This window comes from Streptomyces sp. NBC_00414 (genome assembly GCF_036038375.1).
In the GTDB taxonomy this organism is placed as follows: domain Bacteria; phylum Actinomycetota; class Actinomycetes; order Streptomycetales; family Streptomycetaceae; genus Streptomyces.
Genome location: NZ_CP107935.1, coordinates 6,607,741 through 6,622,842 on the forward strand (window position 1 = coordinate 6,607,741; position 15,102 = coordinate 6,622,842).

The window sequence follows — 15,102 nt, forward strand, 5'->3', positions numbered from 1 at the left end:
CCGGCCTTGGACCGCATTCCGGTGCCAAGGCCGGCTTTTCCCACTTCTACCAGCAGAGAAGACAACGAAGTTGCGACAGACCCTGAGCAAGGGAATGGTCGCGGCCGCCGCCGCGACGAGCATCTTGTCCCTGTACGCCTCCCAGGCGTTCGCGGACTCGGACGGGCACGCCGTCGCGGCGGACTCGCCCGGAGTGCTGTCCGGCAACAACGTGCAGGCGCCGGTGGGGGTGCCCGTGAACGCGTGCGGCAACTCCGCGAACGCGGCAGCCGGCCTCAACCCGTCGTTCGGCAACTCCTGCGCCACCCCCAAGGGCAAGCACCGCAAGCCGGACGGGCCCCGTCACGGAGCCCCGGCCGGATACGGCTCGCACCACGGGAGCGGCTCGGACCACGGATACGGCTCGGACCACGGTGACGGCTCCGGTCACCACGGGTCGGGCCACCAGAGCTCCGGTCACCACGGGTCCGGTCATCACGGCGGTGGCTCCTCCACGCACGGCGGCACGCACGACGCGCCCGGCGTCGGTACGGGCAACAACGGCGAGGCCCCGGTGGACGCGCCGGCGAACGCGTGCGGCGACACCGCTGACGCGGCCGGCCTGCTGAACCCCGCGTTCGGCGACAAGTGCGGCCATCACGACGGCCCGAAGGGTTACGGCGACGGACCGGAGGACCACGGCGACGGCCCGAAGGGTTACGGGGACGACGAGACCCCGCCGTCCGGGCCCCCGTCCACCCCGCCGCACACCACCCCGCCGACGACCACGCCTCCCGTCACGGGGCCGCCGGCTACGGTGCCGCCCACGTCGGGGCACCCGGAGACGAGCCCGCCCACCACGGGTCCGGGGGGAACGACGCATCCGTCCGCGCCCTCCTCGGGAGCGGGCCCCTGGCCGGAGCTGGCGCACACCGGTGTCGACGGGATGCTCGCGGCCTCCGCCGCCGGCACGGCTCTGCTGCTCGGGGGAGCGGTCCTGTACCGAAAGAACCGGGCCGCGTCCCGCCGGTGACGACGCGCCGGGTACCGGGTGCCGGAGGCCTTGTGCCCGGCACCCGGAACCCGGCACCCGCGCGGTCAGCGTCCCGCCGCCCCCAGCACCCCGCGCCGCTCCCGCGCGCCGGGCACGGGCAGCCGGGCCGGGCCCGTACGGAGCCGGCGCCGAACTCCTCGTACGAGGGTCCGGGCCGTGAACGAGGCGCCGTGCACGAACCGCATGGCGGGGCCGAAGCCCGCTGCCGTGACCAGGCCCGCCATGAAGAGCCCGGGCCAGGACGATTCGAACTCCCGCCCCACGTAGGGAGACCCGTCGGGTGACGCGGTCAGGCCCTCGTGCAGGTCGGCCGTCAGGAGTCCCAGGCGCTCACGGGTCGGCTTGAACCCCGTCGCCGCGATGACGTGTTCGGTGTCGAGGGACGTCAACTCGCCCGCCGGGCCGAGCATTTCGAGCCGTACGCCGCCTCCGGACCCGTACGCCGCCGCGATCTCGTGGCCCAGCAGCAGGTCGACGGACGGCTCGACCCGGTCGCGGATCCACCAGGCGCCCGCGGGCCCGAGGGCCGTGGTGGCGATCCGGGCGCGGGTCGGCTCGGGGAGGCGGCGGAACGCGCCGGGGCGCTCGGCGTAGAACCAGTTGCGCCAGCCGGGGCCCAGGCCGCTGTGCGGGGCGCGGGCCGACTGCCACCACGGGCGCTCCCAGGGCGGCGGCACGTCGTTCCAGGAGAGCCCGGGGGCCCGGGCCACGACCCGGACGCGGGTGCCCTGTTCGGCGAGCAGCGCCGCCGTCTCCAGGGCCGCCTGGCCGCCGCCGACGACGGTGACGTCCTTGCCCAGGAACCGGTCCAGGTCACGGTGGTGACTGCTGTGCGACACGTAGTCGGAGCCCAACCCCCGCAGAGCGGAGGGCACTTCGGTGAAGGGCAGGACGCCGACCGCCAGCGCGACCGTCCGCGCGCGCACGGACATGCCGTCCTCCGTGACCACCTCGAAACCGCCCGGGCAGGGGTGGACGTGCGCGATCGCGCGCTCGTCCACCTCCGGGACGGAGTGCCGCGCGAACCACAGTCCGTACGAGGCGAACACCTCGACCGGGATGGGCGCCCCGTGCCGGGCCTCCACCCCCTGTTCCGCGCAGTAGGCGGCCAGGCTCAGTCGGCCCTGGGGATCCGAGAGGTTGGAGGCCCACGGTTCGGACTTCAGGAACATGCCGCGGGGCATGTGGTCGCGCCAGGAGGCCATGGGCCGGCCGAACACGCGCAGGCTCAGGCCGGCCGCCGCGGCGTGGGAGGCGATGGACAGGCCGTAGGGCCCGGCTCCCACCACCAGCAGGTCGTACATCAGTGACTGCTCGCTTTCTCTTCGTCGGACAGGGGATTCACGCCGGAAGGTGACGGGGAGGGGGACGGTGAGGGGGAGGGCGGTCGGGTGAGGCAGGTGGGGGCGGGCGGTGCGGGGGCCGGCCGGCGTGCGCGGTCCAGCAGGTGCCGGCCCGCGCGTCTGCCCAGGTGGCGGGACCACAGCGCCCACAGGGCGGCACCGGGCCCGAGGTCGTCCCGGGCGTGCCAGGCCAGTTCGGTCCCGCTCCGGAAGGCGGCCGAGAGCGGCGCGTAGTTCTCCACCACGAAGGTCCGGCCCGGGAGGGGCACGGGCGCCGGCAACGGACGGTGGGTCAGGTCCAGGTGCAGGGCCCGCACCACGTCGAGGCCCGCCCCGTCGGCGAACAGCCGGAACTGCGCACCGGGCCGCGGATTGAAGTCGAGCAGGTGGTACGCGCCGGTCGAGCCGTCGAGCCGGAAGTCCAGGTCGAGGATGCCGCGGTAGCCGAGCCGCGCGACCAGCCGTTCGGCCAGCGCCGTCACGGCCGGGTTCGGCGTCCAGCGGCCCACCGCGGTCAGCCCCGCGCCGCGCGGCCAGGCCCGCTGCTTGAGGCCCGCGCCGCCCCCGCGCACCGCCCCGGACCGGTCCACGTACCCGTGGAAGAACCAGTCCCGGTCCGGCCCCGGCGGCAGGAACGCCTGGAGGAGCAGCGGGCTGCCCGCCTCCCCGGCCCGCCGGTACAGGTCCCGGGCCTCCCGCGCGGTGTCCAGCACCGTCGTGCTGCGCAGGTCCGAACCGGCGGGCAGCAGCCAGGGGCGGCTCCACTTCGCCACCACCGGCAGCCCCAGCCGCCGGGCCGCCGAGGCCGCCTGCGCGGGGCTGTCCGGTACCAGCGTCACCGGGTGCGGGATCCCCGCGGACGCGCACACGGCGGCCAGTTCCGCCTTGTCCGCGACCCGTTCGGCGAGACCCGTGGGAGTCAGGGGCAGCAGGAAGCGGGGGGAGAGCTCGGCCCGCATCCGGTCCACGGCGACGGCGCTCGCGTCATCCATTGGGATCAGTACGGCGGGACGGCCCACCCGCGCCGCCACTCGGCGCAACGTCACGGCGATGTCGGCGGGCGTGGCCCCGGGGGCGGGCGGCGGATGCATCCGGCGGACGAATCGGGAGCCGCGCACCGGACTTCCGGTCGAATCAGCGACCAGGTGCACGTCGATTCCGGCCCGGCCGAGTGACCGTACGGCTCCCAGCGTGCCGTGGTGAAAGGGATTCCGGTCGGTCCGCAGCAGCACGGCGGGGACACGGACGTCGAAGGACGGCATGGGCATATTTCCTTGAGGTCGCTTCTGATTTCTCACCCGTGCGGGTGATAGGGCATTTCCCCGGCGCTCGGCCTCGGTTGGCGCAATTCATATTCATATGACTGAGTGTCAGTGGACGGTGGAAATGAAGCGCGAGGAGTGGACATGGCCCCACTGCAACGGACCCGAACCAGACGGCCGGCATGCGTCGCCGCCGTACTCACCGCCGGACTCTTCGCCTCGGCCGCCCTCGCGTCCGGGACGGGGTACGCGGCGGGCGCGCGGGCGGGGGAGCCACCGGCCCCGCCGCCGACCGCGCCCACCGGTGTCGTGGCGCCGATGGCGCCGGGTGCCGCGCCGACCGCACCCGGGCAGGCGACTCCGCAGCCCGTGCCGCCGAAGGCGCCCCAGACGCCGGCCTTCGGCGCCTACCTGGACTACGGGCCCCGCGGGGTGGCCCGGATCGCCGAGCTCAGCCACTGGCTGGGCGGGGCCGAGCTGCGCGTGGCCCACACGTATCTGCCGGGCGACCGCTGGAGCAACATCGAGGGCCTGCCCGGCTTCCTCGATGCCTGGGCGGACTGGCGGCGGGAGGAGGCCGACCGGCTCTTCGTCCTCAACGTGCCCATGCTGGAGCGCAACGAGGAGGGGGTCTCCGACCGGGAGGTCCGCGGGCTGCTGCGGCGCGGCGCGGCCGGTGAGTTCGACCACCACTTCCGCAAGCTGGCCGAGCGGCTCGTCGAGCTGGAGGTGCCCGACACCGTCATCGTGCTCGGCTGGGAAATGAACGGCATCACGTACACCCATCGCTGCGGGCCGGACCCGGAGGCCTGGAAGAAGTACTGGGACAGGATCGTCACGGCCATGAGAGCGGTGCCGGGGCAGAAATTCCGCTTCGACTTCACTCCGAACCGTGGCCGGGACGCCATTCCCTGGACCCAGTGCTATCCGGGCGACGAGACGGTCGACGTCATCGGCATGGATTCGTACGACCAGCCGCGCGGACAGTCATTCGACGAGGCGGTGTCGGAACCCTATGGGCTTCAGGCGCACGTCGACTTCGCGAAAGCGCACGGAAAGCCGATCTCCTATCCTGAATGGGGGCTCTTCCGAAACGGCGACAACGCGACCTACATGAAGCGGATGCTCGCCTGGCTGGACGAGCACAAGCCGCTGTACAACACGGTCACCGACTACTGCCCGCACGGTGTGTGGCAGTGCGACGACAACCCCGAGGCCTCCGCGATCTACCGGTCCGTGCTCTTCGGCCGCACCGACCCGATCCCGGTGCCGAACCCGACCGACCCGACACCGAAGCCCACCGACCCGCCCAAGCCGACGGATCCGCCGAAGCCCACCGATCCGACACCGGTACGGCCGCCGAACTGCTCGCCGGTGGTCCTGGGCGACTGGGTGGAGTACTGGCTCGGCGGGAAGCTCTGTCTGCGCTTCGACTGGTGGTCGCGCAACCGCTGACCAAGGCGCGAGTGGCGGCAGGTCGGTCACGGCCTGCCGCCACCGCGTTCCCTCCAGCCGGCGAACCGGTCGAGCAGCTTCTTGCCCCGGGTGCGCGCGGCCACGTCACAGACCGCGGCCGACATCAGCGGCGCGGTCCGGCGCCGGGCCAGCAGGAAACGCTGGTTGACGACGGGATCCGGGCGCCAGTGGTGCTTGTAGGGTTCGTTGCCGCGCAGCAGGCTCAGCACCCGGCGCCCGCCCGTCCCGGCCCCCGTTCCGTTGCCCGTCCCGCCGCCCGCTCCGGTCCCGGTGTACTGGGCGCAGGCGTGCAGCAGCATCGTCGCCACGTCCGCCTTGCGCTCCCGCAGCTGCGGATGCGCGCCGTACAGGTAGCCGCCCGCCAACTTCCCTGACAGCAGGGTCAGATCGACGGCCAGCACGGTGTCGTCCACCCGGAACTCGGTCACGACGGCGTCCCCGGCGCGGACCATCGGCCCCACCGAACGGATCAGGTGTTCGGCGAATCGCTCCTGCAGATGCTCGGTGGTCACCTTGCGGCCCTGCCACTGCAGCCGGTGCAGCTCCAGGAGCCTGCGCAGTGCCGCGTCCACCTCGTCCGGGCGTACGGCACGCCGTTCGACGCCCAGCGTGGTCAGTTTGCGCAGCTTGGCGCGGACCCGCTGCTGCGCCTTGGCCGTCGCGAGCCGTCCGATCAGGTCGTCCATCGGCACGGCGGGCAGCTCCAGGCACAGCGAGTCCGGCACCTGCCGACGGGGCCCGCGCCAGCTCGCGTACACCCGCTCCACCGCGCCGCCGGGCCGCACCTCACGGAAGTCGATCAGCGCGGTGCGCGCGGCCGTGGCCAGCCCGTCGGCCAGGGCGGCGGTCGCCCGCTCGGCGCGCTCGCCGTCCTCGATCAGCACGTCCCCGAAGTCGGAGATCGACCCGCCCAGCGGCACGAGGGCCGGCCACGGCTGCCGTACGAGCATCAGCGGGGCGGCGGCCACCAGGTCGGCGCCGTCGCGCACGAGCACGAGGCGGAGCCGGCCGGGCGTGCCGTACGAGAGCCACCACGAGTGCAGCCACGCGTGGCTCTGGAACGGTGTCGCCGTGCCGCACCGCCGGTACAGCGCGCCCCACGCCTCGGCCAGCCGCCCGAACTCCCGCTCGTCCGTGCACAGTTCCGTACGCAGCTCCGTGCGCGGCGGTGTCCGCAGCGCGGCGGCTCTCACAGCTGTCCGTGCACGTCGGCGGCGGTGGCGGGGCCCGGCACCGAGGCCGTCGGCGACGTTTCCGGGGCACGCCGCGGCCGGACCAGCAGCGCGAGTCCGCCGAGCAGCCCGCCGGCGCTCGCGCCGACGAGACCGGTTACCGCCGGGGACGCCGAGGACGCCTCGGTGGGCTTGATCGCACGGGAGAACTGCAGCAGCTCCACATGCGTGCTGTCCTCGGTGTCGTTCGCGTGCCGGGTCAGCGAGCGCGACACGGCGTTGGCGATGTCCGCGGCCAGGTCGGGGCGCTCGGAGGTGGCGGTCACGGCGACCATCGGCGCGTCCGGCGAGGTCGCCGTCCGCACGCTCTCGCGCAGGGTCGACACCGGTACGCCCGCCCACACCTGGGCGTCCCCGAGCACCGCGAGCTGCGTGGCGACCCGCCCGTAGGCCTGCGCGAAACCGAGCGCCGCCGCCGGGTCCGACTGCTCGGTGGGGACGGCGATGACGTAACTCGTGGCGGTGTACTCCGGCGTCTTCAGGGCGCCGTACGCGCCGCCGAGCGCACCGCCGAGGAGTACGCCCGCGGCGAGCAGGGACCACGGCGGCAGCGTCCTGGCGCGGGCGAGTGCCGTTCCCGGCCGCCCGGTGATACGGATGGGGTTGTCGGTCATGAGGAACTCACTCCCAGAGTTGCGGCCGTGTAGATGTCCATGAGCCGGTCGGCACTGCGGGCGATGCTGTAGTGGTGGGCGGCCTCCGGCGCGGAGCGCGACCGGGTGCCCTGCGCGCGGGCCTGCCGCACGGCCCGTACGAACGAGTCCGAGCCGCCCTGCACCCGCCGGGCGAACGGCGCCGCGTCCCGGGGCAGGTCGTCGACGGCGGGGCAGGAGACGTAGAGCACGGGCAGACCGGCCGCCAGGGCCTCCACGACGGCGAGCCCGAAGGCCTCCTCCGCGGAGGGTGAGGCGAGGAGGTCCATGGCCCCGGTCAGGGACGGCAGGTCGAGGCCGCCCGAAGCGTCCTGTCCGGAGGGCCCGTTGGGGCGCTCGCCCGTGAACAGCACCCGGTCGGCGACGCCCACGCGCTGCGCGGCCCGCCGCAGCACGCTCTCCTGCGGCCCCCCGCCGACCAGCAACAGCCAGACGTCGTCGGGGAGTTCGGCCAGCGCCCGCACGAGCACCTCGAACCGCTTGCCGGCCGTCAGCCGCCCGACACCCCCGACGACGTACGCCCCCTGCGGCAGCCCCAGCCGCCGCCGGGTGCTCTCGCGCAGGGCCGGGTCGAAGCGGAAGCGGTCCACGTCGATGCCGTTCGGCACGACCTCGATACGCGGCCCGGGCACGCCCCAGCGGCGCAGCCGTTCGGCGACCGTCGGCGAGACCGCGACCGTCGATCGGCCCAGGCGCTCGCTGGCCAGGTACAGCGCCCGGACGCCCGGGGTGAGCCGGCGGCCCTCCATCTGCGAGTCGCCGAGCGAGTGCTCGGTGGCCACGACCGCCTTCACCCCGGCGATCCGGGCGGCGGCCCTGCCGTACACGCAGGCCCGGTAGAGGTGGGTGTGGACGAGGTCGTAGCGGCCGACGCGGATCAGCCGGGCGAGGCGCGGGAGCGCCGCAAGGTCGCGGTTGCCCTGTATGCCGAGGTGGGTGACGCGCACGCCGTCCGCGACGAGGCCCTCGGCGACCGCGCCGGGGTTGGTCAGGGTCACCACGTCGCAGTCGACCGGCAGGTTCCGCACCAGCAGGCGCAGTTGCTGCTCGGCCCCGCCGACGCCGAGCCCGGTGATGACGTGCAGGGCCTTCACCGGGCTACCTCCGTCACCGGGCCGGCCGCCAGCGGCGCCGGGCGCCTGCGCAGCCGGTTGAGGCGGTACTTCAGCAGCAGCCGCCAGGAGGTGTCGTTCTCCCCGATGTGCACCCGGGGCAGGGCGAAGACACCGGTGAGCGGGCCGGGGTCGATCGCGCACGCGTAGCCGTAACCGGCGGCCCGCACGGCGTCGGCGACCCGCTGGTCGACCGTCCCGTACGGGTAGCACAGGCCCAGGACCTCTCGGCCCGTCAGCTCGGACAGGAGGGCCCGGCTGCCGCCGACCTCGGCGCCCAGCAGCGCGTCGTCGGCCAGGGTGAGGTCGACATGGGTGAGGCCGTGCGAGGCGATCTCCAGGCCCTCGGTGTCCGCGAGCCGGCGGATGCCGTCGGCTGTCAGGAGCGGTTTACGGGGGCCGAGCGGGTCCCACTCGTTCGTGCCGCCGAGCCTGCCCGGCAGGACGAACACGGTGGCGCCGAAGCCCCAGCGCCGGAGCACGGGCAGGGCGTTGTCGGCGAAGTCCGCGTAGCCGTCGTCGAAGGTGAGGCCCACCAGGCCCCGCCCCTCGCCCCGGGCACGGGCCGCGAGCAGGTCCGCCATGCCCACCCCGCGCAGGCCCCGGCGGTGCAGCCAGCCCAGCTGCCGGTCGAGGCGGTCGGGCGAGACCGTGATGCGGTACGGGTCGTCGGAGCAGTCGCCCACCGAGTGGTACATCGCCACCCACAGGGGCGCCGTGACCGGGCGGGTGCGGGGAGGGGCACCGGCAGCGGTACGGGGGAGGTCGGCCGGGTCGGGCAGGTCGGTCGGGTCAGCGGAAACGGGCATGCGGCAGCCTTCGGGTGACGGAACGGAGGGCGGTACGGAAGGCGGGTGCGACGGCCTGGACGCCGAGCAACCGGAGCAGCAGGACATAGACGAACGTGACGGTCAGGCCGCCGGTGAGCAGGGCGAGTTCGGGCGATTCGAAACGGCTCGCGACCAGGGCCCCCGCCACGGCCGCGCACACGGCCGCACGGAACGGCTTGGTGAGTTCGTGGACGACCCCGCGGGTGCGGATCGGCACGCTGCGCCGCTCGTTCATGCCGGACAGCAGCAGTGCCGCGGTGAGGGTGATCCCGATCGCGTTCGCGGCGGCGATCCCGGAGACCCCCCAGGCGTCGACGGTCCCCGCGCCGATCCACGAGGTCGCGACGATGCCCGCGGCCATCGCGGCGAGCGGGTACCAGGTGGGCCGGCCGGCCGAGAAGTACGTCCGCACGAGCGCGCCCACCAGGGTGTGGCCGAGCAGCCCCACCGAGTAGACCCGCATGACGGTCGCCGTCGCCGCCGTGTCCTGCGCGGTGAACGCGCCCCGCTGGAAAAGGAGTTGGATGATCTGCGGCGCACAGGCGAAGACCGCCGCCGCGCCCAGCAGCACTATGCACGAGGCGACCGCGACATCGCGCTCGACACGGCTGCGGGCCCGCTCGGTGTCGCCCTCGGCGAGCGCCTGCGCCAGCACCGGGAAGGTGACGGTGCACAGCATCAGCGAGAGGGTCATCGGGATCTGGGCGACCTTCTGCGCGTAGTTCAGGTGCGAGATGGCTCCGGAGGGCAGGTTGGAGGCGAGGTAGCGCTCGATGAGGACCTGGGACTGACGGCAGAGGGCGAAGAGCAGGACCGGGGTGACGAGGGCGAGGTTCACCGAGTGCGTCATGGACCGCTCGGCCACCGGGCTTTCGGTGCCCGTGGTCACCCGGGTCTCGGCGAGGGCGGTCTCGGAAGTCGCGGCCGAAGCCGAGGCTGAGGCTGATGCTTCGGTTGCGCCTGTGCGTGCGCCTGCGCCTGTGCGTGCACCTGCGCTTGGGCTTGCGGTCGAGGTCGCCGACCTGTGGCGGCCGAAGAGCTGCCGTACGAGGGCGGGGGTCTGCGCCGCCACCATCAGACAGCCGCCCAGCGCGACGCCGACGGCCGCCGACCGCACCCCCCAGCGCCCGCCGAGGACGAACATCGCCGTGATGATGCCGGTGTTGTAGGCGACGTAGATGGCGGCCGGAGCCAGGAAGCGGCGGTGCGCGCGCAAGGCCGCGCTGCAGTAGCCGGCGAGCCCGAAGCTCAGGACACAGGTCGCCGTCAGCCGGGTGCAGTCGACCGCGAGCCCGGGGTCGGGCAGTCCCGGCGCCAGCCCCGCGACCAGGTACGGAGCCCCGGCCATCAGCAGTGCGGAGACCGCCACCAGGGCCAGCGCGATGCGGGGCAGTGTCGAGGCGACGAGGGCCCGGACGGGGTCCCCGGCGGCTCCGCGGGCCCGCCGTGCCACGGCCAGGCTGAACGCCGGGACCAGCACGAAGGCCATCCCGTCCTCGATCAGCAGCGTCGCCGCGACCTCCGGCACCGTCCACGCGACGAGAAAGGCGTCCGTCTCGGTGCCTGCGCCGAAGAGATGCGCGAGCGCCTGGTCCCGGCCCAGGCCGAGCAGCGCGCCCGCGATGGAGAGAACGGCGGTGACGAGCGTCGCCTTGGCGAGGAACCCACGGGTGGGCGGGGTGACTTCGGCGGGGCGGCCTCCGGCGGGCCCGACGTTCCCGGAAGCGGAAGCGGAAGCGGAACCGGAAGCGGAACCGGAACCGGAAGCGATGTCGGTGTGGGCGTGGGTGGCCGTCTCGGTGGCGATGGTCCCACCGGGTGTGGCGTCGGCCGTCGCCACGCGGGCGCCGGGCAACTGGACCTCGTCCTCGCCCCCGGCCGTGGCGTCACCGTGCTTCTCGGCCGCGGTCCCGGTCCCGGCCTTGGCCCCGGCTTCGGCTCCGGCCCCGGGGCCGGTTCCGGTCCCAGCCTTGGTTCCCGTCCGCCGATGGCGGCCCCTTCGCGCCGTCGTCCCCTCGCCCTCGGCCCGGGAAGGCGTCACCGTCATCGTCGCCCAGCTCCCTCGTCGGCCCTGCCGTCGGCCCTCTCGCCGACCCCTTGGTCGGCCAGCGCCCACCAGGCGGCGAAGCCGAGGACCAGCGCGGTCAGCACGGTCGAGGGGCCGCCGATGTCGGCGTACACGAAGTCGACCAACTGCCAGACCAGCAGCCCGCACGCGACGAGCGCGCAGTCGAGGCCGCCGGAGCCGCCGAGGCCTTCGGCGCCTTCGGGGCCGGCCGCCGAACGCCGTGCGCGGAAGAGCCGCCGCAGTCCGAGGGCCAGCAGCGCCAGCCAGCTGCCGGCCAGCGCGAGCAGCCCCAGCAGCCCCTGCTCGCTGAGGATCAGCAGATACATGTTGTGCGGTGACAGGAGCGGCTGACGGTGGAAGCCGGCGCCCGCCCCGTCCGTGTCACTGCCCGAGGACAGCGCGAGCGAGGCGTGCCCGTCGCGATATTCGGGGAAGCCCTTCAGCCCCACCCCGGTCATCGGCCGGCCGCTCCACATGTCCACGGCGGCCGTCCACATCGTGTACCGGTCGGTCACCGACTGGTCCGGCGCGTCCGCGACCTGCGTGATGCTGCTGATCCGCTCCTGGAGCATCGCGGAGCCCACCCCGAGCCCGCCCACCAGGACCACCGAGGCCGCGAACACCGCGGCGAACACCTGTACGGCCCGCCGCATCCCGGCGAGCACGAGCTGTACCCCGCACGCCACCGCCGTCGCGATCCACGCCCCCCGGCTGAAGGACAGCGCGAGCGGCACCACCAGCGCGAGCGCGCACACCGCCGCCACGGTCCGCTGCCGCGCGGGCCCGGACCCGAGCGCGAGACCGAGCGCGCACATCAGACCGAAGGCCACCACGGCCGCCATGCCCATGACGTCCGTCGGCCCGAACGTGCCCACGGCCCGGATCATCTCGCCCTGGTACGAGGCCCCGGTCCCGGTCACGAACTGGTGGACCCCGATCGCCCCCTGCCACAGCGCCAGCCCGACGAGGGACCAGGCGACCAGACGGGCGTCACGGCGGTCGCGGATCAGCAGCAGCACCGCCGCAGGCACCAGCACGAAGATCTGCAGATAGCGTACGAGCCCCTCGGCCCCCACCCCGGCCGTGGCCGCGCCGGCCGCCGCGACCGCGACCCCGACGACGGGCAGCCCGAGCACGACGGCCGCGGTAGGGGACAGGGGGCGCCGCCGGCCGCGTACCAGACGCAGTGCGCAGCACACCACGACCAGCCCGGACACGGCGTCGGCGATGGTGCCGCCGCCGTCCGCCGAGACCGGCAGCGCGAGCATGGCGACCAGGGCGATCACCGGCAGCACGGGCAGGAAGCGGCGGGGCGCCGAGGCCAGGACGGTGGCCGACGGCGGGGCGGACAGGACCTGGGTCACCGGTTCAGCTCCCCGTCGGACGCACGAGCGAGACCGCGGTGCGCACCAGGATGCAGACGTCCTGCCAGAGCGACCAGTTGTCGATGTACGCGTTGTCGAACCGGCAGCGGTCCTCGATCGAGGTGTCGCCGCGCAGCCCGTGGATCTGCGCGAGCCCGGTGATGCCGGTACGCATCCGGTGGCGGGCCGCGTAACCGGGATACGTCTGGCTGAACTGGCCCACGAAGAAGGGCCGTTCGGGGCGCGGGCCGACCAGGCTCATGTCGCCCCAGAAGACGTTCCACAGCTGGAGCAGCTCGTCCAGCGAGCTCCGTCGCAGGAAGCGGCAGAACCAGACCATCTCGTGCTCGTTCGCCACGCTCCAGCGGGTCGCCGCCTCGTGCGCGTCGACCGGCCGGTGCGTACGGAACTTCAGCAGGGTGAACGGTCGCCCGTCCTTGCCGATGCGCTCCTGCCGGAACACCACACCGGGTCCGTCGACGGCCCGCAGCACGACCGCGCAGACCAGCAGCACCGGACTGACCAGCAGCAGCAGGACCCCGGACACCAGTACGTCGAGCAGCCGCTTCCCGGCGCTCCCGTACCGCCGCCCCATGGGCAGCCGCCGGCAGGCGAACCCGGCGAGCCGGTCGGACCGCCCGTACGCCGACGAGTCCGAGCGCACCTCCCACACGGCGCAGCCCGACTCACCCAACGCCCGCAGCAGCGGGACCTGTTCGGACCAGCCGGACGGTTCCACGGCGAGCACGTCCTGCACGCCGTTCTGGATGAGGGCGCGCTGGACCTCCTCGCCGGTGGTCAGCACCGGCAGCCCCTCGCCGTCGCTCGCCGCGTCGGCGACGACGCCCACCGGGCGTACTCCGCAGCCCGGATGGCGCAGGAGGGCGGCCGCCACCCGCTGCGCGTCGGCGGTGCGGCCGACCACCAGGGCCGCGCGCGGGCGCCGCAGGAGCGCCCGGCGCCGGTGCCCGTGCACGACGCCCCGGCCCGCGCAGCTCAGCAGCGCCTGCACCGCGCAGCCGAGGACCAGGGCGCGGGCGGACAGCGCGTGCTGCGGGGAGTACGTGGCCAGCAGGGCCGCGAGGGCACACCAGCTCAGCGCGATCCGGCCGCAGACGGCGGGCAGTTCGTCCAGTAAGGCGGGCACGGCGGGGGTGTGCGCGGCGCGGTACAGCGACCCGTGCGCGTTGAGCCGGAGCACCGCGAGCACCAGCAGGGCGAGTGGAAGCGGATGCGGCCAGGGCAGCGCCAGAACACCGCCGGCCAGCGCCGCGCCGATGTCCACGGCGGGCAGCGGCAGCCGGGAGGGCCGCCGCGCGAAGGTCCGTCCGCCGCTGGGAAATCTGTAGCCGCCGATCTCCTCGCGCGGCGGGATGACAGAGACGGGCGAGGCGGATGAGCCGGACGAGACGGATGAGAAGGGTGGGAGGGATGGGATGGACGAGAATCCGTGGTCCGCCGCCCGCGGCCGGCCGCCGGGGGAGGGAACGGTACTTTCCGCAGTCACGTGTGGATGGACTCCCTGCACTCGGTGTGGTCCACGCCCGTGTTCCGTCCGGTCGGCCAGGTGCCGATCAGATCGCGGTACACGTCGGCGACGGCCGCGGCCGTGCGCCGCACGTCGTGCGTGGTCGTTACGTACCGGCGCCCCTGATGACCGAGCGACTCGCGCAGCAGCGGGTCGAGGAGCAGCTCGGCGACGGCCCCGGCCAGCGCGCCGGGCCGCTCGGACGGCACCAGGCAGCGTGCCGCCTGGCCCGGCGGCAGGCTCTCGCGCGCCCCGTCCACATCGGTGATCACGACGGGCCGCCCGCAGGCCATGGCCTCAAGGGGCGCCAGCGCCATGCCCTCCCAGCGGGACGGCAGGACGACCAGATCGGCGGCCTGGTACCAGGGCGTGGCATCGGTGACGGCCCCGGCGAACAGCACGGACGGAGGAGCCGCGGCCCGCAGCGCCTGCGCGTCCGGCCCGTCGCCGACCAGCACGAGCCGCGCGGCGGGCACCCGCCGGGTCACCTCGTGCCACGCCTCCAGCAGGACGTCCTGTCCCTTCTGCCGGCACAGCCGCCCGACGCAGACCACCAGCGGCGCCGCCGCGTCGACCCCTTCGAGCAGCGCAATCCCGGCCCGTACGGTGTCCACCGGCGCCGGATGGAAGCCCTCGGTGTCGATGCCGTTGGGGATGACGCTCCACCGACCCCGGATCCCCGAGCGCTGCCCGGTGCGCCGCTCGGCCTCGCTGACGCACACCACCCGCGAGGCCCAACGCGCGCCCATCCGCTCCCAGTTGAGCGCGAACAGCGCGGTGGCCCCGCCGACGGCCTCGAACGACCAGGCGTGCGGCTGGAACACGGTCGGCACCCGGCCGCGCACGGCGAGCCGCACCGCGAGACCGGCCTTGGCACTGTGTGCGTGCACGACGTCGGGGCGTACCTCGCGCACGAGCTGACGCAGACTCCGTACCTCCTGGGCGAGCCGGGGGCCCGGTGAGCGGGTCGCCTGCCAGTGCCGTACGCCGGCGCCCAGGAGTTCGGCGGCCGTCGCGAGGCCGCCGGACGGCGGACAGGCGACGGTGACCTCCGCGCCGGCCGTCAGCTGCGCCCGCACCAGGTCGGTGACGACGCGGGCCACCCCGCCGTCGACGGGCTGGGTGACGTGCAGGACCCGCGGCCCGGTGCCGGTCGGTGGGAGTTGCATACGCGCTTTCCTCGCTCGCGGGTGGCGCTCGC

At 74.3% G+C, this 15,102-nt stretch carries 12 protein-coding genes; 2 read left to right on the forward strand and 10 right to left on the reverse strand.

The features are described from left to right. Positions 1–70: 70 nt before the first annotated feature. A complete protein-coding gene (locus tag OHS59_RS28770) occupies positions 71–1,012 on the forward strand; it encodes a chaplin family protein (RefSeq protein ID WP_328496248.1) in 942 nt (313 codons plus the stop codon). 65 nt (positions 1,013–1,077) lie between these two features. On the opposite strand, the gene OHS59_RS28775 is transcribed toward OHS59_RS28770, so the two are convergent. Then, the gene (locus tag OHS59_RS28775) at positions 1,078–2,337 is read right to left on the reverse strand and encodes an NAD(P)-binding domain-containing protein (RefSeq protein WP_328496249.1); all 1,260 of its coding nucleotides are present in this window, start codon (positions 2,335–2,337) and stop codon (positions 1,078–1,080) included. Beyond that, entirely contained in the window at positions 2,337–3,638 is a 1,302-nt protein-coding gene (locus OHS59_RS28780) for a carboxylate--amine ligase (protein ID WP_328496250.1), read from the reverse strand. The genes OHS59_RS28775 and OHS59_RS28780 overlap by 1 nt, the downstream gene beginning before the upstream one ends. 144 nt (positions 3,639–3,782) lie before the next feature. Between OHS59_RS28780 and OHS59_RS28785 the strand changes: the two genes are divergently transcribed. Further along, positions 3,783–5,093: a glycoside hydrolase family 26 protein gene (locus OHS59_RS28785; RefSeq protein ID WP_328496251.1), complete on the forward strand. Its 1,311-nt coding sequence runs from the start codon at positions 3,783–3,785 to the stop codon at positions 5,091–5,093. Between the two features lie 26 nt (positions 5,094–5,119). Here the strand turns inward: OHS59_RS28785 and OHS59_RS28790 are convergent, their stop codons facing one another. The 8 genes from OHS59_RS28790 to OHS59_RS28825 form a co-directional block, all read right to left on the reverse strand. After that, on the reverse strand, positions 5,120–6,307 hold the full coding sequence (locus OHS59_RS28790; protein ID WP_328496252.1) for a GNAT family N-acetyltransferase: 1,188 nt from the start codon (positions 6,305–6,307) through the stop codon (positions 5,120–5,122). Next, positions 6,304–6,960, reverse strand: coding sequence for a lipopolysaccharide biosynthesis protein (locus OHS59_RS28795; RefSeq protein WP_328496253.1), 657 nt, complete (start codon positions 6,958–6,960; stop codon positions 6,304–6,306). The genes OHS59_RS28790 and OHS59_RS28795 overlap by 4 nt, the downstream gene beginning before the upstream one ends. Further along, positions 6,957–8,093: a glycosyltransferase gene (locus OHS59_RS28800; RefSeq protein WP_328496254.1), complete on the reverse strand. Its 1,137-nt coding sequence runs from the start codon at positions 8,091–8,093 to the stop codon at positions 6,957–6,959. Before OHS59_RS28800 ends, OHS59_RS28795 begins: the two co-directional genes overlap by 4 nt. Beyond that, complete coding sequence (locus OHS59_RS28805; RefSeq protein ID WP_328499405.1) at positions 8,090–8,809, reverse strand: polysaccharide deacetylase family protein; 720 nt, start codon at positions 8,807–8,809, stop codon at positions 8,090–8,092. The genes OHS59_RS28800 and OHS59_RS28805 overlap by 4 nt, the downstream gene beginning before the upstream one ends. A gap of 94 nt (positions 8,810–8,903) precedes the next feature. Further along, positions 8,904–10,988 (reverse strand): murein biosynthesis integral membrane protein MurJ, encoded by a 2,085-nt coding sequence (gene murJ, locus OHS59_RS28810; RefSeq protein WP_328496255.1) that lies wholly within the window; start codon positions 10,986–10,988, stop codon positions 8,904–8,906. Then, the gene (locus tag OHS59_RS28815; RefSeq protein ID WP_443061517.1) at positions 10,985–12,373 is read right to left on the reverse strand and encodes an O-antigen ligase family protein; all 1,389 of its coding nucleotides are present in this window, start codon (positions 12,371–12,373) and stop codon (positions 10,985–10,987) included. Before OHS59_RS28815 ends, murJ begins: the two co-directional genes overlap by 4 nt. Before the next feature lie 4 nt (positions 12,374–12,377). Continuing rightward, positions 12,378–13,880 carry an exopolysaccharide biosynthesis polyprenyl glycosylphosphotransferase gene (locus OHS59_RS28820; RefSeq protein ID WP_328496256.1) on the reverse strand — a complete coding sequence of 501 codons (1,503 nt, stop codon included), beginning with the start codon at positions 13,878–13,880 and terminating at the stop codon, positions 12,378–12,380. Continuing rightward, positions 13,877–15,070, reverse strand: a complete 1,194-nt coding sequence (locus tag OHS59_RS28825) for a glycosyltransferase (protein WP_328496257.1) — start codon at positions 15,068–15,070, stop codon at positions 13,877–13,879. The genes OHS59_RS28820 and OHS59_RS28825 overlap by 4 nt, the downstream gene beginning before the upstream one ends. Positions 15,071–15,102: the final 32 nt, after the last annotated feature.

Excerpts from the sequence above, each read along its gene's own strand:
- OHS59_RS28795 (WP_328496253.1), bottom strand. The coding sequence starts at position 6,960 with ATGACCGACAACCCCATCCGTATCACCGGGCGGCCGGGAACGGCACTC.
- murJ (WP_328496255.1), bottom strand. The coding sequence starts at position 10,988 with ATGACGGTGACGCCTTCCCGGGCCGAGGGCGAGGGGACGACGGCGCGA.
- OHS59_RS28785 (WP_328496251.1), top strand. The coding sequence starts at position 3,783 with ATGGCCCCACTGCAACGGACCCGAACCAGACGGCCGGCATGCGTCGCC.
- OHS59_RS28780 (WP_328496250.1), bottom strand. The coding sequence starts at position 3,638 with ATGCCGTCCTTCGACGTCCGTGTCCCCGCCGTGCTGCTGCGGACCGAC.
- OHS59_RS28775 (WP_328496249.1), bottom strand. The coding sequence starts at position 2,337 with ATGTACGACCTGCTGGTGGTGGGAGCCGGGCCCTACGGCCTGTCCATC.
- OHS59_RS28805 (WP_328499405.1), bottom strand. The coding sequence starts at position 8,809 with ATGTACCACTCGGTGGGCGACTGCTCCGACGACCCGTACCGCATCACG.
- OHS59_RS28825 (WP_328496257.1), bottom strand. The coding sequence starts at position 15,070 with ATGCAACTCCCACCGACCGGCACCGGGCCGCGGGTCCTGCACGTCACC.